The organism is Pantoea sp. RG18, from assembly GCF_025910075.1.
In the GTDB taxonomy this organism is placed as follows: domain Bacteria; phylum Pseudomonadota; class Gammaproteobacteria; order Enterobacterales; family Enterobacteriaceae; genus Pantoea; species Pantoea agglomerans.
Genome location: NZ_JAPCIL010000007.1, coordinates 239,872 through 259,566, shown reverse-complemented (window position 1 = coordinate 259,566; position 19,695 = coordinate 239,872). Strand labels below are relative to the sequence as shown.

17 protein-coding genes are annotated in these 19,695 nt (G+C 54.4%); 14 read left to right on the top strand and 3 right to left on the bottom strand.

The window, feature by feature from the left end; all coding sequences use genetic code 11:
- Nucleotides 1-26 precede the first annotated feature (26 nt).
- The 9 genes from bolA (at nt 27) to OK409_RS09830 (ending at nt 10,442) form a co-directional block, all read left to right on the top strand.
- On the top strand, nt 27-341 hold the full coding sequence (gene bolA / locus OK409_RS09870) for a transcriptional regulator BolA (RefSeq protein ID WP_008924895.1): 315 nt from the start codon (nt 27-29) through the stop codon (nt 339-341).
- Nucleotides 342-634: 293 nt separating this feature from the next.
- The gene (tig, locus tag OK409_RS09865) at nt 635-1,939 is read left to right on the top strand and encodes a trigger factor (RefSeq protein WP_010255408.1); all 1,305 of its coding nucleotides are present in this window, start codon (nt 635-637) and stop codon (nt 1,937-1,939) included.
- A gap of 336 nt (nt 1,940-2,275) precedes the next feature.
- Complete coding sequence (gene clpP, locus OK409_RS09860) at nt 2,276-2,899, top strand: ATP-dependent Clp endopeptidase proteolytic subunit ClpP (protein WP_010255410.1); 624 nt, start codon at nt 2,276-2,278, stop codon at nt 2,897-2,899.
- A 134-nt stretch (nt 2,900-3,033) separates the two neighbouring features.
- Nucleotides 3,034-4,305, top strand: a complete 1,272-nt coding sequence (gene clpX / locus OK409_RS09855; RefSeq protein ID WP_010671205.1) for an ATP-dependent protease ATP-binding subunit ClpX — start codon at nt 3,034-3,036, stop codon at nt 4,303-4,305.
- A gap of 186 nt (nt 4,306-4,491) precedes the next feature.
- Complete coding sequence (gene lon, locus OK409_RS09850) at nt 4,492-6,846, top strand: endopeptidase La (protein WP_010671206.1); 2,355 nt, start codon at nt 4,492-4,494, stop codon at nt 6,844-6,846.
- 214 nt (nt 6,847-7,060) lie between these two features.
- Complete coding sequence (gene hupB, locus OK409_RS09845) at nt 7,061-7,333, top strand: nucleoid-associated protein HU-beta (RefSeq protein ID WP_009091701.1); 273 nt, start codon at nt 7,061-7,063, stop codon at nt 7,331-7,333.
- Nucleotides 7,334-7,580: 247 nt separating this feature from the next.
- A complete protein-coding gene (gene ppiD, locus OK409_RS09840) occupies nt 7,581-9,449 on the top strand; it encodes a peptidylprolyl isomerase (protein WP_033779659.1) in 1,869 nt (622 codons plus the stop codon).
- Nucleotides 9,450-9,589: 140 nt separating this feature from the next.
- Nucleotides 9,590-9,943 (top strand): ComEA family DNA-binding protein, encoded by a 354-nt coding sequence (locus tag OK409_RS09835; RefSeq protein ID WP_010255849.1) that lies wholly within the window; start codon nt 9,590-9,592, stop codon nt 9,941-9,943.
- Nucleotides 9,944-10,043: 100 nt separating this feature from the next.
- Nucleotides 10,044-10,442 carry a YbgC/FadM family acyl-CoA thioesterase gene (locus OK409_RS09830; RefSeq protein WP_033779812.1) on the top strand — a complete coding sequence of 133 codons (399 nt, stop codon included), beginning with the start codon at nt 10,044-10,046 and terminating at the stop codon, nt 10,440-10,442.
- A 50-nt stretch (nt 10,443-10,492) separates the two neighbouring features.
- Here OK409_RS09830 and queC read toward each other — a convergent pair whose 3' ends face one another.
- Together queC and OK409_RS09820 are read right to left on the bottom strand one after the other, a co-directional pair.
- Nucleotides 10,493-11,188, bottom strand: a complete 696-nt coding sequence (gene queC / locus OK409_RS09825; protein ID WP_052272157.1) for a 7-cyano-7-deazaguanine synthase QueC — start codon at nt 11,186-11,188, stop codon at nt 10,493-10,495.
- A 41-nt stretch (nt 11,189-11,229) separates the two neighbouring features.
- Nucleotides 11,230-12,948, bottom strand: a complete 1,719-nt coding sequence (locus tag OK409_RS09820; protein ID WP_264367017.1) for an SgrR family transcriptional regulator — start codon at nt 12,946-12,948, stop codon at nt 11,230-11,232.
- Between the two features lie 92 nt (nt 12,949-13,040).
- Here OK409_RS09820 and cof point away from each other — a divergent pair, with 92 nt between their 5' ends.
- Nucleotides 13,041-13,862 (top strand): HMP-PP phosphatase, encoded by an 822-nt coding sequence (gene cof, locus OK409_RS09815; protein WP_264367016.1) that lies wholly within the window; start codon nt 13,041-13,043, stop codon nt 13,860-13,862.
- A 34-nt stretch (nt 13,863-13,896) separates the two neighbouring features.
- On the opposite strand, the gene OK409_RS09810 is transcribed toward cof, so the two are convergent.
- Nucleotides 13,897-14,931, bottom strand: coding sequence for a PLP-dependent cysteine synthase family protein (locus OK409_RS09810; RefSeq protein WP_264367015.1), 1,035 nt, complete (start codon nt 14,929-14,931; stop codon nt 13,897-13,899).
- A 117-nt stretch (nt 14,932-15,048) separates the two neighbouring features.
- Here OK409_RS09810 and OK409_RS09805 point away from each other — a divergent pair, with 117 nt between their 5' ends.
- The 4 genes from OK409_RS09805 (at nt 15,049) to glnK (ending at nt 19,668) form a co-directional block, all read left to right on the top strand.
- The gene (locus OK409_RS09805; protein ID WP_031592177.1) at nt 15,049-15,510 is read left to right on the top strand and encodes an Lrp/AsnC family transcriptional regulator; all 462 of its coding nucleotides are present in this window, start codon (nt 15,049-15,051) and stop codon (nt 15,508-15,510) included.
- Between the two features lie 24 nt (nt 15,511-15,534).
- Nucleotides 15,535-17,304 (top strand): SmdA family multidrug ABC transporter permease/ATP-binding protein, encoded by a 1,770-nt coding sequence (locus tag OK409_RS09800; RefSeq protein ID WP_010255867.1) that lies wholly within the window; start codon nt 15,535-15,537, stop codon nt 17,302-17,304.
- Nucleotides 17,297-19,072, top strand: coding sequence for a SmdB family multidrug efflux ABC transporter permease/ATP-binding protein (locus tag OK409_RS09795; protein WP_264367014.1), 1,776 nt, complete (start codon nt 17,297-17,299; stop codon nt 19,070-19,072). The genes OK409_RS09800 and OK409_RS09795 overlap by 8 nt, the downstream gene beginning before the upstream one ends.
- A gap of 257 nt (nt 19,073-19,329) precedes the next feature.
- Nucleotides 19,330-19,668: a P-II family nitrogen regulator gene (gene glnK, locus OK409_RS09790; RefSeq protein ID WP_003850469.1), complete on the top strand. Its 339-nt coding sequence runs from the start codon at nt 19,330-19,332 to the stop codon at nt 19,666-19,668.
- Nucleotides 19,669-19,695: the final 27 nt, after the last annotated feature.

Here is a 19,695-nt window from a genome sequence, read left to right as displayed (position 1 = left end):
GCGCTCGCCATTGAGGAGTAATAGCCATGATCCGCGAACAAATAGAAGAAAAGCTGCGTGTGGCGTTTCAGCCAGCTCATCTGGAAGTGCACGACGAAAGTTACCGGCACAATGTTCCTGCCGGATCGGAAAGTCACTTCAAAGTGGTCATCGTGAGCGACTGCTTTGCAGGCCAGCGCTTTCTGGCGCGTCATCGCCTGATTTATGGCGAACTGGCCGCTGAGTTAGCGGGCAGCGTACACGCCTTAGCCCTGCATACTTACACCCTGAAAGAGTGGGAAGGGTTGCAGGATACCGTACTGGCTTCGCCTAACTGTCGTGGTGCCGGAACACTCGCCTGATCTCCCTTCTCTGAAACGGCCTGCGGGCCGTTTTTTCTGTTATTTAGCGAAAAACGCGATCCCTGGCTCAAAAAAGCAGCAAACCTGCTGAAAAGTGGTGAGTTAGCATCCTCGACTCATTCCAGCGATGCCGCTATAATGCTGCGTCTATTTTTCCGGAATGTCTTCGGGACGCTTCTGGTAACAGGGATCAGGTTCTCTTCACGGAAGCCGTCCCGGTTGTTGGATACGGCGCATTTCACTATGTGTGGTGTCTGAAGTTGACCGAGCACGTGATTTTTTGAGGTAACAAGATGCAAGTTTCTGTAGAAACCACTCAGGGCCTGGGCCGTCGCATTACGATTACTGTCGCTGCTGACAGCATCGAAAGCGCTGTAAAAAAAGAACTGGTTGACGTTGCCAGGAAAGTTCGCATCGATGGTTTCCGTAAAGGCAAAGTGCCGATGAACATCGTGGCACAGCGTTACGGCGCTTCTGTCCGTCAGGACGTGCTGGGCGAGCTGATGACGCGCAACTTTGTTGACGCCATCATCAAAGAAAAAATTAATCCGGCTGGCGCACCGAACTACGTGCCAGGCGAATACAAAGAAGGTCAGGATTTCACCTACGCGGTTGAATTCGAAGTCTATCCGGAAGTTGAGCTGAAAGGCCTGGAAAACATCGAAGTCGAAAAACCTGTCGTTGAAGTAACTGATGCTGACGTTGATACCATGCTGGATACCCTGCGCAAGCAGCAGGCCAACTGGATCGAAAGCGACGCTGCTGCAGGTCCGGAAGATCGTGCCACTATCGATTTCAACGGTTCTGTGGACGGTGAAGAGTTCGAAGGCGGCAAAGCCTCTGATTTCGTTCTGGCCATGGGCCAGGGCCGCATGATCCCAGGCTTTGAAGAAGGCGTTGTGGGTCACAAAGCGGGCGAAACTTTCACTATCGACGTGAAATTCCCGGACGACTACCACGCAGAAAACCTGAAAGGGAAAGATGCGAAGTTCGAGATCGTGCTGAAGAAAGTTGAAACGCGCGAACTGCCAGAGCTGACTGAAGAGTTCATCAAACGTTTCGGCGTTGAAGATGGTTCAGTTGCCGGTCTGCGTACTGAAGTGCGTAAGAACATGGATCGCGAGCTGAAAGGCGCTATCCGTAATCGCATCAAAACTCAGGCAATCGACGGTCTGGTTGAAGCGAACGAAATCGACGTGCCAGCTGCGCTGGTTGACAGCGAAATCGACGTTCTGCGTCGTCAGGCTGCACAGCGTTTCGGTGGCAACGAACAGCAGGCGCTGGAACTGCCACGCGAACTGTTCGAAGAGCAGGCTAAACGCCGTGTTGTTGTCGGTCTGCTGCTGGGCGAAGTGATTCGTACCCACGAGCTGAAAGCTGACGAAGCGCGCGTAAGCACCATGATCGAAGAGATGGCTTCTGCGTATGAAGATCCGCAGGAAGTGATCGAGTTCTACAGCAAGAATAACGAGCTGATGAACAATATGCGCAACGTTGCGCTGGAAGAGCAAGCGGTTGAAGCGGTCCTGGCGAAAGCTAAAGTGACCGAGAAAGAGACCAACTTCCAGGATCTGATGAATCAGACCGCTCAGGCCTGATCACGCATTTAACCGTCTGTGCTAAGCCCGTGACTGAAAAGTCGCGGGCTTTTTTGTGTTTTGCGTACGGATAGCCACTCTTCGCCGCTATTTGTTTAATAAACAGGCGAATTATTCACGCATCGCTTTTTCCGGGTTAGCGAACAGGGAAAAGATTGTTATGCTTGAAACATGCGTGCAGCATCCCCAGATACAGGGAGTATGCAGAAATGAGAGTGAGGCTGGCTGATTAACCGTCCTGAAGGTGTCGGAAAAAGGCGCGGCGTGGAGTTTCCCGCGCGTCTTACGTAGAATCGGTACAGAATGTTGCCAATGAAATTTATCCAGGAGACGGTAATGTCATACAGTGGCGATCGTGAATATACAGCACCGCACAATGCGCTGGTGCCAATGGTGGTTGAACAAACTTCGCGTGGTGAGCGTTCTTACGACATCTACTCCCGTCTGCTTAAAGAGCGCGTCATTTTTCTGACTGGCCAGGTCGAAGATCACATGGCTAATCTGATTGTGGCGCAGATGCTGTTTCTGGAAGCTGAAAACCCGGAAAAAGATATCTATCTCTACATTAACTCGCCAGGCGGTGTCATCACGGCCGGTATGTCGATCTACGACACCATGAAATTTATCAAACCGGATGTCAGCACTATCTGTATGGGTCAGGCCTGTTCTATGGGTGCTTTCCTGCTGACGGCGGGCACCAAAGGCAAACGTTTCTGTCTGCCAAACTCACGTGTGATGATCCACCAGCCGCTGGGCGGTTATCAGGGTCAGGCGTCAGACATCGAGATCCACGCGCGTGAAATCCTTAAAGTTAAGCAGCGTATGAATGAGCTGATGGCTGAGCACACCGGTAAAACGCTGGAAGAAATTGAGCGTGACACCGAGCGTGACCGTTTCCTCTCTGCAAATGAAGCGGTAGAGTATGGATTAGTCGATTCAATTCTGACGCATCGCCAATAAGACCCGACTTACCGTTGTCCCTGGTCTATAGTTAACAGGACAACGGTACTATTATGGGTTGAATGAATTTCGGCCGTCTCTGCACGGCCTGAGCCGTACGCGGGTATGGCCTGAGAACAAGAAGAGGTTAACTGATGACAGATAAGCGCAAAGACGGTTCAGGAAAGTTGCTGTACTGCTCTTTTTGCGGCAAAAGCCAGCATGAAGTGCGAAAGCTGATTGCCGGGCCGTCAGTGTATATCTGCGATGAGTGTGTTGACCTGTGCAACGACATCATTCGCGAAGAGATTAAGGAAGTTGCCCCGCATCGTGAACGTAGTGCGTTGCCAACCCCACATGAAATTCGCCATCACCTCGATGATTATGTCATCGGTCAGGAAAGAGCGAAGAAAGTGCTGGCGGTTGCGGTTTACAACCACTACAAGCGTCTGCGCAACGGCGATACCAGCAATGGTATCGAGCTGGGCAAAAGCAACATTCTGCTGATTGGCCCGACCGGTAGTGGTAAAACGCTGCTGGCAGAAACGCTGGCACGCCTGCTGGATGTGCCGTTCACCATGGCTGATGCCACCACGCTGACTGAAGCCGGTTACGTGGGTGAAGATGTTGAAAACATCATCCAGAAACTGCTGCAGAAATGCGACTACGACGTACAGAAAGCACAGCGCGGCATCGTTTACATCGATGAAATCGACAAAATCTCACGTAAGTCTGATAACCCGTCGATTACCCGTGACGTGTCAGGCGAAGGCGTACAGCAGGCACTGCTTAAACTGATTGAAGGCACCGTGGCTGCCGTTCCCCCGCAGGGTGGACGTAAGCATCCGCAGCAGGAATTTTTGCAGGTTGATACCTCTAAAATTCTGTTTATCTGCGGCGGCGCATTTGCCGGCCTGGACAAAGTAATTGCCCAGCGTGTGGAAACCGGATCCGGTATCGGCTTCGGCGCGACCGTGAAAGGGAAATCGCAGAAAGCCAGCGAAGGCGAACTGCTTGCGCAGTGTGAACCAGAAGATTTGATCAAATTTGGTCTGATCCCTGAGTTCATCGGTCGTCTGCCTGTTGTTGCGACCCTGAGCGAGCTGAGCGAAGAAGCGCTGATTCAAATTCTGCGTGAGCCGAAGAACGCCCTGACCAAACAGTACCAGGCGCTGTTTAACCTGGAAGGCGTTGAGCTGGAATTCCGTGACGAGGCGTTAACCGCCATTGCTAAGAAAGCGATGTCACGTAAAACCGGTGCACGTGGTCTGCGTTCAATTGTAGAAGGCGCGTTACTGGAAACGATGTATGACCTGCCTTCCATGGACGACGTGGAAAAAGTAGTGATTGATGAATCAGTTATTGAAGGTCAGTCTGAGCCCATGTTGATCTACGGTAAGCATGAAGCCCAGGCATCTGGCGAATAATTAAACAGATCGTCCATCTTGTCGTAATAAAAAAGGGGAAAATGTTTCCCCTTTTGCTTTTCTCGCCTCTGTGACGTTGAATGTCGGACAATCATCCCCATATACTCAGATACCTGTGGGTTTAACTGCATACCTGCCTGATGCGGTTCCCATCACCTGGCGGACATTAAACAAAGAGAGAGCTCTATGAATCCTGAGCGTTCTGAACGCATTGAAATCCCCGTGTTGCCGCTGCGCGACGTGGTGGTTTATCCGCACATGGTAATTCCGTTGTTTGTTGGCCGGGAAAAATCAATTCGGTGCCTTGAAGCCGCAATGGATCATGATAAAAAAATCATGCTGGTCGCACAGAAAGAGGCTTCAACGGATGAACCTGGCATTAACGATCTCTTCTCAGTAGGGACCGTTGCATCAGTATTACAAATGCTGAAACTGCCGGATGGCACCGTCAAAGTCCTGGTCGAAGGTTTACAGCGCGCCCACATTACGACGCTGGCCGATAACGGTGACCATTTTGTGGCACAAGCTGAATATCTGGTTTCGCCAGAGATCGAAGAGCGCGAGCAGGAAGTGCTGGTGCGCACGGCGATCAATCAGTTTGAAGGCTACATCAAACTCAACAAAAAGATCCCACCCGAGGTTTTAACCTCGCTGAACAACATTGACGATGCGGCCCGCCTTGCCGACACCGTCGCAGCACATATGCCACTGAAGCTGGCAGACAAACAGTCTGTGCTGGAGATGTCCGACGTCAACGAACGTCTGGAATATCTGATGGCGATGATGGAATCTGAAATCGATCTGCTGCAGGTTGAGAAGCGCATTCGCAACCGTGTTAAGAAGCAGATGGAGAAGAGCCAGCGCGAGTACTATCTGAATGAGCAGATGAAGGCGATTCAGAAAGAGCTGGGCGAGATGGACGACGCGCCCGACGAGTACGAAGCGTTAAAACGCAAAATCGATGCGGCAAAAATGCCGGAAGAAGCGCGCGAGAAAGCGGAAGCTGAGCTGCAGAAGCTGAAGATGATGTCCCCGATGTCCGCTGAAGCGACCGTGGTTCGCGGCTATATCGACTGGATGGTGCAGGTTCCGTGGAACGCGCGCAGCAAAGTGAAGAAAGATCTGCGTAAAGCGCAGGAGACGCTGGATACCGACCATTACGGGCTGGAGCGCGTGAAGGATCGTATTCTTGAGTATCTTGCGGTTCAGAGTCGCGTCAGCAAAATCAAAGGGCCGATTTTGTGCCTGGTCGGACCGCCAGGGGTAGGTAAAACCTCTCTCGGTCAGTCGATCGCCAAAGCGACCGGACGCAAATATGTGCGTATGGCGCTGGGTGGCGTGCGTGATGAAGCTGAAATCCGCGGTCACCGTCGTACTTACATCGGCTCTATGCCGGGTAAATTAATCCAGAAAATGGCGAAAGTCGGGGTTAAAAACCCACTGTTCCTGCTGGATGAAATCGACAAAATGTCCTCTGACATGCGTGGCGATCCGGCTTCAGCGCTGCTGGAAGTGCTTGATCCTGAGCAGAACATTGCGTTCAACGACCACTATCTGGAAGTCGATTATGACCTCTCTGATGTGATGTTCGTTGCCACATCGAACTCAATGAACATCCCGGCACCGCTGCTGGACCGTATGGAAGTGATTCGTCTGTCGGGTTACACCGAAGATGAAAAACTGAACATCGCTAAGCAGCATCTGCTGACCAAGCAGATTGAGCGCAACGCCCTGAAAGCCAATGAAATTACGGTTGAAGACAGCGCGATTGTGGGCATTATCCGTTACTACACCCGTGAAGCCGGTGTGCGTAGCCTTGAGCGTGAGCTGTCGAAATTGTGCCGTAAAGCGGTGAAATCACTGCTGATGGACAAGACGAAAAAGCACATCAACATCAATGGCGAAAACCTCAAGGATTTCCTGGGCGTTCAGCGCTTCGACTACGGTCGTGCGGACAGCGAAAACCGTGTGGGTCAGGTAACGGGTCTGGCGTGGACGGAAGTGGGTGGCGATTTGCTGACTATCGAAACCGCCTGCGTACCAGGTAAAGGCAAGCTGACTTACACCGGTTCTCTGGGTGAAGTGATGCAGGAGTCGATTCAGGCTGCGCTGACCGTGGTGCGTGCGCGTGCCGAGAAGCTGGGCATCAATGGTGACTTCTACGAAAAACGTGATATTCACGTTCACGTCCCTGAAGGCGCTACGCCGAAAGATGGTCCAAGTGCCGGTATCGCCATGTGTACTGCGCTGGTCTCCTGTCTGACCGGTAACCCGGTGCGGGCGGATGTGGCGATGACCGGTGAGATCACCCTGCGTGGTCAGGTGCTGCCGATTGGCGGGCTGAAAGAGAAACTGCTGGCAGCGCACCGTGGTGGCATTAAAACCGTGCTGATCCCTGATGACAACAAGCGCGACCTGGAAGAGATTCCACAGAACGTGATTGCCGATCTGGAGATTCATCCGGTGAAACGCATTGAAGAGGTGCTGAATCTGGCACTGGAAAATGCGCCATACGGTATGCAGGTTGTAACAGCAAAATAGTGATTAACGGCAAAAACCGTTAAAAAGCGGAGCTGGCAAGGCAATTGGCGCTTGCCAGCTTTTTTTTGTGCCGTTAATTTAGGTGGCTGCCGACGCGACGTTCTCAGAGAAATTCCGTTGTTTCGGCTCCACAGGCTTGATATAACTTGCTGCGCGTTCGCACCCTGCCGGATGCAGGGTACGATGTGAAATAATAAAAGAGGGGATGAAGAGAGTGAATAAGTCACAATTGATCGACAAAATTGCTGCCGATGCTGATATTTCTAAAGCTGCAGCGGGACGTGTTTTAGATGCATTTATGGGCTCAGTTTCAGATGCGCTGAAAGACGGTGATGAAGTGGCTCTGGTAGGTTTCGGCACATTCTCTGTGCGTGACCGCGCTGCACGTACCGGCCGCAACCCGCAAACCGGTAAAGAGATCACCATCCCGGCCGGTAAAGTACCAGGCTTCCGTGCTGGTAAAGCATTGAAAGACGCTGTCAATTAATAACAACGAATAGATTCATTGACGCATTTTCTTCAGTGGATTAGAGGACGATTAACCCGTTCTCATGTAACATACGGGCACATCAATCAGATGTGCCTTTTTTGTTTTAACCGGTGAGAATCGGGCCGTAAGATGGACCTGGACCGGATTGAGACTGCCAGCTAAGCCAGCAGTTGCGTGAGTCGCCAGCCAATGGCGAATTGCGACCGAGCTTTACATTCACACTACAGCGGAGTGTTGCCATACCATGATGGACAATTTACGCGCGGCGTCGAACCATGTCGTGCTCAAGATTATTTTGGGGCTGATTATCCTCTCCTTTGTGCTGACGGGCGTTGGCAACTATCTGATTGGCGGCAATAACGACTATGCGGCCAAAGTTAACGGCCAGGAGATTAGCCGGGGACAGCTGGAGCAGGCGTTCAACAGCGAGCGCAGTCGTCAGCAGCAGATGCTGGGCGATCAGTTCTCACAGCTGGCCAGCAACGATGGCTACATGCAGCAGATTCGCCAGCAGGCGCTGTCGCAGTTAATCGATCAGGCGCTGCTTGATAGCTACATCAAAGATCTCCACCTCAGCATCAGCGACGATCAGGTGAAGCAGGCTATCTTCAATCAGCAGGCTTTTCAGACCAACGGTAAATTCGACAATGCCAAATATCTGAGTCTGATCAGCAATATGGGTTTCAGCGCCGACCAGTATGCCGAAGCGCTGCGTAAGCAGCTCTCTAATCAACAGCTGATCAATGCCGTGGCTAACACCGACTTCACGCTGAAAGGCGAAGCCAGCAAACTGGTGGACCTGGTTTCACAGCAGCGTGAGATTCGTCAGGCGACGCTGGACGTCAATGCACTGGCGGCGAAGCAGGCCGTTACTGACGACGAAATCAGTCAGTATTATCAGCAGCATAAAACCAGCTTTATGGCACCAGAGCAGTTCCGTGTCAGCTACCTCCTGATGGATGCGGCCAGCATGCAGCAGGATGCCAGCGAGGCCGATATTCAGGCCTGGTACGACCAGCATAAAGCGGACTATTCGCAGCCACAGCGTACGCGCTACAGCGTCATTCAGACCAAAACTGAAGCCGATGCCAATGCGGTCCTGGCGCAGCTGAAAGCGGGTGCCAGCTTCGCTGACGTGGCAAAAGCCAAATCCATTGACCCGATCTCGGCGCGTAAGGGCGGCGATATGGGCTGGCTGGAACCCTCTACGACGCCGGATGAGCTGAAAAATGCCGGTCTGACTGAGAAAGGCCAGATGTCAGGCGTGATCAAATCTTCAGTGGGCTTCCTGGTGGTTCGTCTTGACGATATTCAGCCAGAGCAGGTTAAGCCACTGGATGAAGTGCGCAGCGCCATTGCAGCGAAAGTGAAGCAGGAGAAGGGCGTTGATGCCTTCTACAAAGTGCAACAGAAAGTCAGCGAAGCGGCCAGCAATGACAATGAGTCACTGGCGGGTGCAGAGCAGGCTTCTGGTCTGAAAGCGAAAGAGACTGGCTGGTTCAGTCAGGATACGCTGCCAGATGAGCTTAACTTTGATGCGGTGAAGCAGGCGATCTTTAATGGCGGTCTGGTCGGGCAAAACGGCGCGCCGGGCAACAACTCCGATATCATCACTGTCGATGGCGACCGTGCCTTTGTGCTGCGTATCAGTGAGCATAAACCGGAAGCGGTAAAACCGCTTGAGCAGGTTAAGGCGCAGATCACTGACACGCTTAAGCATGATAAAGCGACGCAGCAGGCGAAAGCTCAGGCCGATAAGCTGCTGACCGATCTGAAAGCCGGTAAGCAGGATGCGCTGACTGCAGCGGGTCTGACGCTGAGCGCCAGCAAGACCGTTGATCGCAATGCGCAGGATCCGGTGGCACAGACTGCCTTTAACCTGCCTCAGCCTGCGGAAAATAAACCTTCCTGGGGTGTCAGCGAAGATATGCAGGGCAATGTGGTACTGGTGGCGGTTGATAAAGTTAAAACCGGCAGCATGCCGCAGGCGCAGATTGACGAAATGGTCAAAGGCGTCACGCAGAATAATGCGCAGCTGGCGTTTGAAGCGTTACTGCAAAACCTGCGTAAAGAGGCCAAAATTAAGTACGGCGCTGCCGCACAAATGCAGTAAGCCTCGCAGAAACTGCGCAACGACTGTAACAATCAAAGGCCGCATTCGCGGCCTTTTCCATTTCTGAAATCCCGCTTTTGAGCCTTGTGTGCAGTAGTGCCACTCTGTCGCTGCTGTTTACACACAAGGAGAAACACAGCATGGCTAAACCTAAACTCGTTGCCTTTTATCTTTCACTCGCGCTGGGCGGCGCACTCTGTCACAGCAGCGTCTCTGCGGCACCTGAACCTGTCAGCGCAGCCGTCACGCAGAGCTCACATCCTGCGTCGAAGCCGGAAGCCGCCGCGCAGCCACAGCAGGAGCAGGTCAGCATCAATGAAGCAACAGCCGAACAGCTCTCTGCCGTTATGAATGGGGTGGGGCTGAAAAAGGCGCAGGCAATTGTGAGCTATCGCGAACAGTACGGACCGTTTAGCGCAATTCAGCAACTCAGTGAAGTGCCGGGCATCGGCAATGCGTTGATAGAGCGAAATGCGGCCCGGCTGAAATTGTGAAGCAGTACACATCTGTGATGCTTAACCCACGATAGACAGGCGACTCTGCTAAAGTGAACAGGTCCAACCAGTTAATTCACAGCAGCAGGAGAGCATGATCATGCAGACCACCATAAAAGTGCGCGGCTATCATCTGGATGTCTATCAGCACGTCAATAATGCGCGCTATCTTGAGTTTCTGGAGGAGGCGCGCTGGGAATGGCTGGAAGAGGTGGAAGCATTCCACTGGTTGCAGGAACAGAAACTGGCTTTTGTGGTGGTAAACATCAACATCAACTACCGTCGCCCGGCCGTGCTGGGCGACGTACTGACTATCGACAGTGAGATCACGCAGTTGAATGGCAAAAGCGGCATTATTGCGCAGCGGGTTTTGCTGGCAGGGCAGGAGACCGTGGTGGCGGATGCCGCACTCACTTTTGTCTGTATTGATTTGCGGACTCAGAAGGCGGTTGCGCTGGAAGGGGAGTTGCGCCAGCGACTGATGCGTCTGATGGCATGAGTCGATAAAAAGGCGGCAACCCGGATTCTCTGCCGCCACGTCAGACAGCCTTAGTTAAGACCGCTTTTTGCTTTCATTGCCGCCATTACGCCAGCACGATCGTTGAGATAACCCTGCAGGCCATTGGCCCGTAAATGACAGGCTGCACACTCACCGCATCCGTCACCTTTCACGCCGTTATAGCAGGTCAGCGTCTGCTCGCGTACCAGCGCAAGCTGCTGCCAGTAATCCGCCAGCGCCCAGGTTTCCGCTTTATTGAGCCACATCAGCGGCGTCTCAAAACGAACATCGCGCGCCATGCCAAGCGACACCGCATGGTTCAGCGCTTTGACAAACTCATCGCGGCAATCGGGATAGCCGGAGAAATCGGTCTCACAGACGCCAGTGATCACCGCTTCCGCTTCGACCTGATAAGCGTAAACCGAGGCCAGCGTCAGAAAGAGAATATTGCGTCCCGGCACAAACGTACTGGGTAATCCACTGGCCTCGGGATTATAAGCCGGCACCGGAATGTTATCCCGCGTCAGGCTGCTGACGGCGAGTTCGTTCAGCATGGTGACATCCAGCACTTTGTGCGCGCGCGCGCCCAGTTTAATCGCCAGGTCGCGGGCCACATCGATCTCTTCCCGATGGCGTTGTCCATAGTCGAAAGTGACGCAATGAACGTCATCATATTGCTGTAATGCCTGAATCAGGCAGGTAGTGGAGTCTTGTCCACCGCTGAAAACTACAACAGCGCGTTTCATGGTGTTTTCCTGATAATTAATTTTGCGCTTATGGTAATGCCTCAGTCCGCCGCTGAACAGCTGCATGGCAGATCAATGGGCGGCGGGATCCATGCGCGGCTGAAATCGAACCAGCCCAGCGTATTCAGTTCAATCCCTTCAACGCCCGGCGGCGCGTAGATTTGATAGCGATAATTGAACAGTGGCAGCAGGATGCCGCCCGTCATCAGCTGATGATAAAGCTGATGCAGCGAGCGGGCACGGGTTTCGTCGTCAGCAATTTGCTGGATAGCCAGCAGTTGCGCCTGAATCTCTTCGCCCTGCAGTGTGGGCCACAGCGGCTGCCATAGCGGGTCAGTCTGCAACCAACTGGCCAGCGTAAAGACCGGCGCATCACCAATCAGTCTGTCGCCCATCACGATATCTGCCTCATCAAGCGGGTCGATGCCGTGCCAGTTTTTTACCGGATGAAAAACTACCTTCAGGGTGCAGCCGTGCTGTTTTAACAGTGCAACCAGCGCCTGTGACATCTGGTGCAGCTCAACCGGCAACTGATAATGCAGCGTCAGGGTTGCCGGTAAGGGAACCCTGACAGCATCAATCAGCGGCACACTCCAGCCAGGTAACAGCTCTTTACTGGGAGTGATGAGCCCCTCATCCAGAGGCAACCGGCTGACAATGCCGCTTTGCTGGATCAGCTGGAAAAGCGTGCGCGCCTGATCAGGGGTAAATCCGGCTCGCGGCCGGCAGACCAGATAACAGAAGCCGAGGCTGATACTGCTGCTGACCGGTTGCAGCGTCCTGAGCTCTGTGGCATCCCCTATCGCAATCTGCACCGGATGACGACAGCTGCTGCCGAGAGCGGGATCAAACAGCTGAGGAGTAATCCAGTACTCCACCGCCTGCAGCAGAGGACGCTGCAGATGCCAGCGCGCGTGACTTTCAATCCTGACCAGTTCGGTGCTGAAGTGCCTGAGTTTCCACGGCCCGCTGCCCGTGGCGGGAACGATGGGATGGGGAAGCAGGCACAACAAGTGGGCGAGCCGATGGGGCAGCCAGAAATCAGGGCGGCGTAGTACGAAACGCACCGCAAGCGGATGGGGCGCATCCACGCTGACCACATCGGCCAGTAACATACTGACGCGCGTATCCCGCAACAGCTGGTGGAACTGCGCCACCAGTTGTGCGGCCTGCACAGGTTCGTCGTTGTGCCACATCAGCTGAGGCCGTAACCAGAATAACCAGCCAGATGACGCCTCGTCATATTGCCAGTGATGCGCCAGATCGCCGACCGGCTCATCCTGCTCAAAGCGGGTCAGACCGGAATAGATCTGGCGAGCCAGGTGCTGTTCGGCCCGACCGGTAATCTGACGCGGCTCTGTGCTCTCCATCGGACGATAGTAGGGGATGCGCAGAACCGGCGTATCGTTCTGCCACTGTCCACCCATTAATGGCCGCAGCATATTGATCAGCCTTTCCGGCGGCAGATCCAGCAGCTGCAAGGCCTCAGCGGCGTCTCCGGCGTCGAGCTGTTGTTGCAGCAACTGCTGCCGTAATTGTTCAGGTGAGCGCAGAAACACTATCTGTCCCTGTTTGCCACGGCCTGGTTCGCCGCGCCAGCTGAGCCAGCCTGCATGCTGCCACTGTGACAGCAACGTGCGCAGATGACGCTCGCTGCAGATACAGTGGCGGGCCATCTCCGCCACGCAGGTTTGCTGTGGGGCGCCCTGACTCTGCTGCCACAGACGCTGGAACTGATTAAGACGGTTAAGCTGGCGCATGTTAAACCCGGAACAGTTTTTTAAAAGTATTCACTATTAGTTCCGCAATTAACAGGCAATAGTGGAGTTCATCTTTCAGCAGGAGGTAAATTATGGTGCGTTTAGCCGCGTTCGATATGGATGGCACATTATTGCTGCCGGATCATCAGCTGGGTCAGCAGACGCTGGATAGCCTGCAGGCGTTGCATCTGCGTGGCGTTAATCTGGCGCTGGCGACGGGCCGCCATCTGCTGGAGATGCAGATCTTACGGGAAAAAATGACACTGCCCGCGTGGCTGATTACCGGTAATGGCACTCGTGTACACGACAGGCAGGGCAATCTGATCTTTGCGCGTGATCTGCCCTCTGCGGTCGCCGAAGAGGTGATCCACCGCCGCTGGGATACGCCCGCCACCCTGCATGTTTTCAACGATCAGGGGTGGTTTACCGATCACCCACAGCCTGAACTGCTGGTGGCCCATCAGATCAGCGGATTTGGCTATCAGCTGTGCGATCTTAAAAGGTTGCCCGCGCATCAGGTGACAAAAATCTGCTTTATCGATCAGCATCAGCGCCTCTGTCAGCTAAAAACAGAGCTGGATGCTGCACTGGGCGAGCAGGCTAACATCTGCTTCTCTGCCGTGGATTGTCTGGAGGTGTTACCCGCCACCTGCAATAAAGGCAGCGCGCTGGCACTGTTATGTGACCATCTGTCGCTGACCATGGCGGAGTGTATGGCGTTTGGTGATGCGATGAACGATCGCGAGATGCTGGCGCAGGCCGGACAGGGTTTTATCATGGGCAATGCGATGGCGCAGCTGAAAGCCGCGCTACCGCATCTGCCGATATTAGGGCATTGCGAGACACAGGCGGTGTCTCACTATTTAAATCACTGGCTGGCAACACCCGACCTCGCGTATTCCCCCGAATGCTGAGGATTGCCGTGAACCGGACAGGATGTCCGGTTTTTTATTCCAGCTCGCGCTGCCACGGCGTGATATCGCCAATATGCTTTGCCACCCATTCAGGCTGATAGTAGCTATCGGGATAACGTTCGCCGCTGTCGCACAGCAGTGTCACCAGTGCTCCCTGCTGATTCGCTGCCCGTAAGCGTTTTGCCACCTGCATCATGCCCCAGAAATTGGTGCCGGTAGAGGCGCCAGGCTTGCGTCCCAGAATCTTTTCCAGTTTCAGCATGGCGGCCAGCGTTGCACCATCCGGCACTTTGATCATTTCGTCGATCACGTCTGGCATAAACGACGGCTCCACTCGCGGACGGCCAATTCCTTCGATCATGCTGCCGCGCGCGCTGGTCAGGTTGGCATCACGCTGCTGCCAGTAATCAAAAAACACCGAATGCTGCGGATCAACCACCAGCAGTTTCGTTTCCAGTCCCTGATAACGGATATAGCGGCCCAGCGTGGCTGAGGTGCCGCCCGTGCCCGCACTCATGATTATCGTATGGGGAATCGGATAAGGTTCATGCTCCATCTGACGGAAAATGCTCTCTGCAATATTGTTATTGCCGCGCCAGTCGGTGGCACGTTCAGCATAGGTAAACTGATCCATAAAATGGCCATTGAGCTCCCGCGCCAGCCGTTCAGATTCAGCATAAAGCTGGCAGGGATCTTCAACAAAATGGCACTGTCCGCCATAAAAAGTGATCTGCTCGATTTTACGCTTCGCCGTGCTCGCCGGCATCACCGCAATAAAGGGCAGACCCAGCAGCCTTGCGAAGTACGCCTCAGAAACGGCAGTGCTGCCTGACGAGGCTTCGATAATCGGCGTATCCTGTTTAATCCAGCCGTTGGAGAGGCCGTAGAGGAACAGGGATCGTGCCAGCCGGTGTTTAAGACTGCCACTGGGATGGGTACTTTCATCTTTCAGATAGAACCAGATACCGGGAAAGTCCGCCAGATCGAAACGGATCAAATGGGTCTCAGCCGATCGTTGAAAATCAGCGTTAATTTCGTTGATAGCGTGGCGAATCCAGCAGGTGTGCATCTCAGGCGTCCGGTAAAAAAGTGATGCGGCTATTTTATGGCACGTGCAGGAAAAAGAGATTGCACAATTACCGCTAAAATGGCGGTAATGGAGAAAATGATTCTCCCGGAGCCGCGAATGTTAGATAAAACTGACCTTAAATTGCTCTCACTGCTGCAGCATGACTGCACGCTGTCGCTGCAGGCGCTGGCGGATGCCGTCAACCTCACCACCACACCTTGCTGGAAGCGCCTGAAAAAGCTTGAAGATGATGGCATTATTCGCGCACGGGTGGCGTTGCTGGATGGGGATAAAATCGGACTGTCACTGACGGCGTTTATGTTTGTTAAAACGCAGCAGCACAGCCGCGACTGGTATCAGGCATTTGTCTCGGTGGTGAGCAGCATGCCGGAGGTAATGGCCTTTTACCGTATGGCTGGCGAGTATGATTACCTGCTGCGCATTCAGGTGGCCGACATGAAAAGCTATGATGCTTTCTACAAGCGAGTAGTGAATGGGGTGCCCGGCCTGATTGATGTGACATCCAGCTTCGCCATGGAAGAGATTAAATACACCACGGCTTTACCTGTCGCCCCCTGAGGGCCTGAGATTGAGAGCAGCGTTGTGCGATTATTCAGTCAATTAAGTTGGTATTTTCTGCGGGAGTGGCGGCGCTATCTGGGCGCGGTCCTCCTGCTGATTGTTATTGCTATTCTGCAGCTGCTGCCACCGCATGTGGTCGGGGTGATTGTCGATGGCGTGACGCGTGACAACATGAGCACCAGCCGCATCATGATGTGGATTGGGATCATGCTGGCAACGGCGGTGGTGGTCTATCTGCTGCGCTATGTCTGGCGCGTGCTGCTGTTTGGTGCCTCCTACCAGCTGGCGGTTGAGCTGCGCGAAGATTTCTATCGCCAGCTGAGTCGTCAGCAACCGGCATTTTATCTGCGTCACCGCACCGGCGACCTGATTGCGCGCGCCACCAACGACGTGGATCGGGTGGTGTTTGCGGCCGGGGAAGGGGTTCTGACGCTGGTCGACTCGCTGGTCATGGGCTGCGTGGTGCTGCTGGTAATGAGCACGCAGATCAGCTGGCAGCTGACGCTGCTTGCGCTGGTGCCGATGCCCATTATGGCCATCGTGATCCATCGCTACGGTAATCAACTGCACCATCGCTTTAAGCTGGCACAGGCCGCCTTCTCCAGTCTCAACGATCAGACGCAGGAGAGCCTGACCAGCATCCGGATGATTAAATCCTTTGGCCTTGAACAGCATCAGTCGCAGCAATTTTCCGATATTGCCCGCGATACCGGTGAAAAAAACCTGCGCGTGGCGCGGGTCGATGCCCGTTTCGACCCCACTATCTATATCGCTATCGGCTTCTCAAACCTGCTGGCGATTGGTGGCGGCAGCTGGCTGGTCTGGCATGGAGAGATGACGCTGGGGCAGCTCACCAGCTTTGTGATGTATCTCGGCCTGATGATCTGGCCGATGCTGGCGCTGGCGTGGATGTTTAATATTGTTGAACGCGGCAGCGCCGCCTGGAGCCGCATCGGCGCGCTGCTGGCGGAAGCGCCAGCGGTGGAAGATGGCGATAAGTCACTGCCATCTGAACCGGGCACGCTGCAGGTCGCGATTCGTGCCTTTAACTATCCGGCCAGCGTGGGTCCGGTCTTAAGCGATGTCAGCTTCCAGCTGAAACCCGGCGAGATGCTGGGGCTGTGCGGACCAACCGGCAGTGGCAAAAGTACGCTGCTTAGCCTGATTCAGCGCCACTTTGATATTCAGCAGGGCGACATCCGTTATCACCAGATCCCGCTGCCGCAGTTGCGGCTGGACAGCTGGCGCAGCCGTCTGGCCGTGGTCAGCCAGACACCGTTCCTGTTCTCAGACAGCGTGGCGAACAATATTGCGCTGGGGAAACCGGGCGCAACCCAGCAGGAGATTGAGCATGCCGCCACGCTGGCCTGCGTTCATGACGATATCCTGCGTCTGCCGCAGGGCTATGAAACGGAAGTCGGGGAGCGCGGTGTGATGCTGTCGGGTGGACAGAAGCAGCGTCTTTCGATTGCCCGGGCGCTGCTGCTGAATGCGGAAATCCTGATTCTGGACGACGCGCTTTCCGCGGTGGATGGCCGTACCGAACACGAAATCCTGCATAACCTGCGCATCTGGGGGCAGGGACGCACGCTGATTATCAGCGCGCACCGCTTATCGGCACTGACGGAAGCCAGTGAAATCCTGGTCCTGCAGCAGGGCAGAGTGGCGCAGCGGGGCGACCACGATGCGCTGACCGGCAGTGCTGGCTGGTATCGGGACATGTACCGTTACCAGCAACTGGAAGCGGCGCTGGATGATGATGAAAATGAGAAAGGAGTGCCGCATGGCTAAGTCTGCACGCTTGTGGCCTACCCTGAAGCGTCTGCTGAGCTACGGTAAGCCGTGGCGTAAATCCCTGTCGCTGGCGGTAGGGATGCTGTGGATCGCTGCCGCGGCGGAAGTGACCGGACCTGTGCTGGTCAGCTATTTTATCGACAACCTGGTGGCGAAACATCAGATGCCCTGGGGAGTGGTCGCCGGACTGGTGGTCAGTTTTATCCTGCTTCAGCTGCTGGCCGCCGGGCTGCACTACTGGCAGGCGCTGTTGTTTAACCGAGCCGCTATCGGCGTGGTACAGCGGTTACGCAGTGACGTGATGAATGCCGCACTCTGTCAGCCGCTGAGTGCCTTTGATACCCAGCCGGTCGGGCAGATTATTTCACGCGTGACTAACGACACCGAAGTCATCCGCGATCTCTACGTCACGGTGGTTTCAACCGTGCTGCGCAGTGCCGCACTGGTCGGCGCCATGATGGTGGCGATGTTCAGCCTTGACTGGCGTATGGCGCTGGTGGCGATGATGATCTTTCCGCTGGTACTGGTGGTGATGTTCATCTATCAGCGTTACAGCACGCCCATTGCCCGTCGGGTTCGCAGCTATCTGGCAGACATCAATAATGGCTTTAACGAAGTGATCAGCGGTATGAGCGTGATCCAGCAGTTTCGTCAGCAGGCGCGATTTGGTGAGCGAATGGGCAAAGCGAGCCGTTCTCACTATCTGGCGCGAATGGAAACGCTGCGTCTGGATGGTTTTCTGCTGCGTCCGCTGTTGAGCCTGTTTTCAGCGATGGTGTTGTGTGGGCTGCTGATCCTGTTTAGTTTCTCGATGCCTGGCGTGTTTGAAGTGGGGGTACTCTATGCCTTTATTACCTATCTGGGGCGTCTGAATGAGCCGCTGATTGAGCTGACCACTCAGCAATCGATGCTGCAGCAGGCGGTAGTTTCAGGTGAGCGTATTTTCGAACTGATGGATGCCGCACAGCAGCAGTATGGTGCCGATCAGCAACCGCTGGCTTCAGGTCGTATCACCCTGAACAATCTGAGCTTTGCCTACCGTGAAAACCGCGATGTGCTCAGTGATATCAATCTTGAGGTTGCCCCACGCGAGTTTGTGGCGCTGGTGGGACATACCGGCAGCGGTAAAAGCACGCTGGCGAACCTGTTAATGGGTTACTACCCGGTAACGCGTGGCGAGATCCGCATTGATGATCGACCCATCAGCAACCTGAGCCATGCCGTGCTGCGGCGCGGTATTGCGATGGTGCAGCAGGATCCGGTGGTGCTGGCCGATACGCTGCTGGCGAATGTGCGGCTGGGACGTGACATCAGCGAAGAGGCCGTCTGGACGGTGCTGGAACAGGTGCAGCTGGCTCCGCTGGCGCATGCGTTGCCGGAGGGAATTCATACCCGGCTGGGTGAGCAGGGCAATAATCTGTCGGTCGGGCAGAAGCAGCTGCTGGCACTGGCCCGGGTGCTGGTTGATCTGCCGCAGATACTGATCCTCGACGAAGCGACGGCCAATATTGATTCCGGCACCGAGCAGGCCATTCAGCAGACGCTTGAGACGCTGCGCCAGCACAGCACGCTGGTGGTGATTGCTCACCGCCTCTCAACGATTATTGAAGCAGACAAGATTCTGGTGCTGCATCGTGGTCGTGTGGTTGAGCAGGGTACGCATCAGCAACTGCTGGCGATGCAGGGACGTTACTGGCAGATGTATCAGCTGCAGCAGGCAGGTGAAGATCTGGTATCGGGCGTCGCTGTAACAACTGAAGGCTGAGTTGCACCTTTTTTGCGCACCTTTATCAGATTAATCTGTATAAATGCACTCCTTTGACGCCTGAAGCACCAAAGGAGTGCAGCCCTCCGCTGCAATTTCCCCTGTACGGCCTCTCTGTTTCCCATCCTCTTTAAAGCATCCCTTGTCGCGTCTCGCCTGAACAACGTATTACCGTCATTTTCACACTCTGGCACAGGCTTTGCTTATATCCCTGCGTGTCCGTAAACGTTACCTATTTACTCGCTGGAGGGGATCCAATGAAGCTGGTTACCGTCGTAATTAAGCCATTCAAGCTGGAGGATGTACGTGAAGCTTTATCCTCTATCGGCATTCAGGGACTGACCGTCTCCGAAGTGAAAGGTTTTGGCCGTCAGAAGGGCCATGCAGAGCTTTATCGTGGCGCAGAGTACAGCGTGAACTTCCTGCCTAAGGTCAAAATTGATATCGCTATTGCCGACGATCAGTTAGACGAAGTGGTGGATGTCATCAGTAAAGCGGCTTACACCGGCAAAATTGGCGACGGTAAAATTTTCGTGGCTGAACTGCAGCGCGTCATCCGTATTCGTACCGGCGAGACCGACGAAGCCGCTCTGTAATAAAGACTCAGTACTGTGATGGGATGG

What these genes read in the sequence shown, in the direction of transcription:
- bolA (WP_008924895.1), top strand. Translation starts at nt 27, where the DNA reads ATGATCCGCGAACAAATAGAAGAAAAGCTGCGTGTGGCGTTTCAGCCA.
- tig (WP_010255408.1), top strand. Translation starts at nt 635, where the DNA reads ATGCAAGTTTCTGTAGAAACCACTCAGGGCCTGGGCCGTCGCATTACG.
- clpP (WP_010255410.1), top strand. Translation starts at nt 2,276, where the DNA reads ATGTCATACAGTGGCGATCGTGAATATACAGCACCGCACAATGCGCTG.
- clpX (WP_010671205.1), top strand. Translation starts at nt 3,034, where the DNA reads ATGACAGATAAGCGCAAAGACGGTTCAGGAAAGTTGCTGTACTGCTCT.
- lon (WP_010671206.1), top strand. Translation starts at nt 4,492, where the DNA reads ATGAATCCTGAGCGTTCTGAACGCATTGAAATCCCCGTGTTGCCGCTG.
- ppiD (WP_033779659.1), top strand. Translation starts at nt 7,581, where the DNA reads ATGATGGACAATTTACGCGCGGCGTCGAACCATGTCGTGCTCAAGATT.
- OK409_RS09835 (WP_010255849.1), top strand. Translation starts at nt 9,590, where the DNA reads ATGGCTAAACCTAAACTCGTTGCCTTTTATCTTTCACTCGCGCTGGGC.
- OK409_RS09830 (WP_033779812.1), top strand. Translation starts at nt 10,044, where the DNA reads ATGCAGACCACCATAAAAGTGCGCGGCTATCATCTGGATGTCTATCAG.
- queC (WP_052272157.1), bottom strand. Translation starts at nt 11,188, where the DNA reads ATGAAACGCGCTGTTGTAGTTTTCAGCGGTGGACAAGACTCCACTACC.
- OK409_RS09820 (WP_264367017.1), bottom strand. Translation starts at nt 12,948, where the DNA reads ATGCGCCAGCTTAACCGTCTTAATCAGTTCCAGCGTCTGTGGCAGCAG.
- cof (WP_264367016.1), top strand. Translation starts at nt 13,041, where the DNA reads ATGGTGCGTTTAGCCGCGTTCGATATGGATGGCACATTATTGCTGCCG.
- OK409_RS09810 (WP_264367015.1), bottom strand. Translation starts at nt 14,931, where the DNA reads ATGCACACCTGCTGGATTCGCCACGCTATCAACGAAATTAACGCTGAT.
- OK409_RS09805 (WP_031592177.1), top strand. Translation starts at nt 15,049, where the DNA reads ATGTTAGATAAAACTGACCTTAAATTGCTCTCACTGCTGCAGCATGAC.
- OK409_RS09795 (WP_264367014.1), top strand. Translation starts at nt 17,297, where the DNA reads ATGGCTAAGTCTGCACGCTTGTGGCCTACCCTGAAGCGTCTGCTGAGC.
- glnK (WP_003850469.1), top strand. Translation starts at nt 19,330, where the DNA reads ATGAAGCTGGTTACCGTCGTAATTAAGCCATTCAAGCTGGAGGATGTA.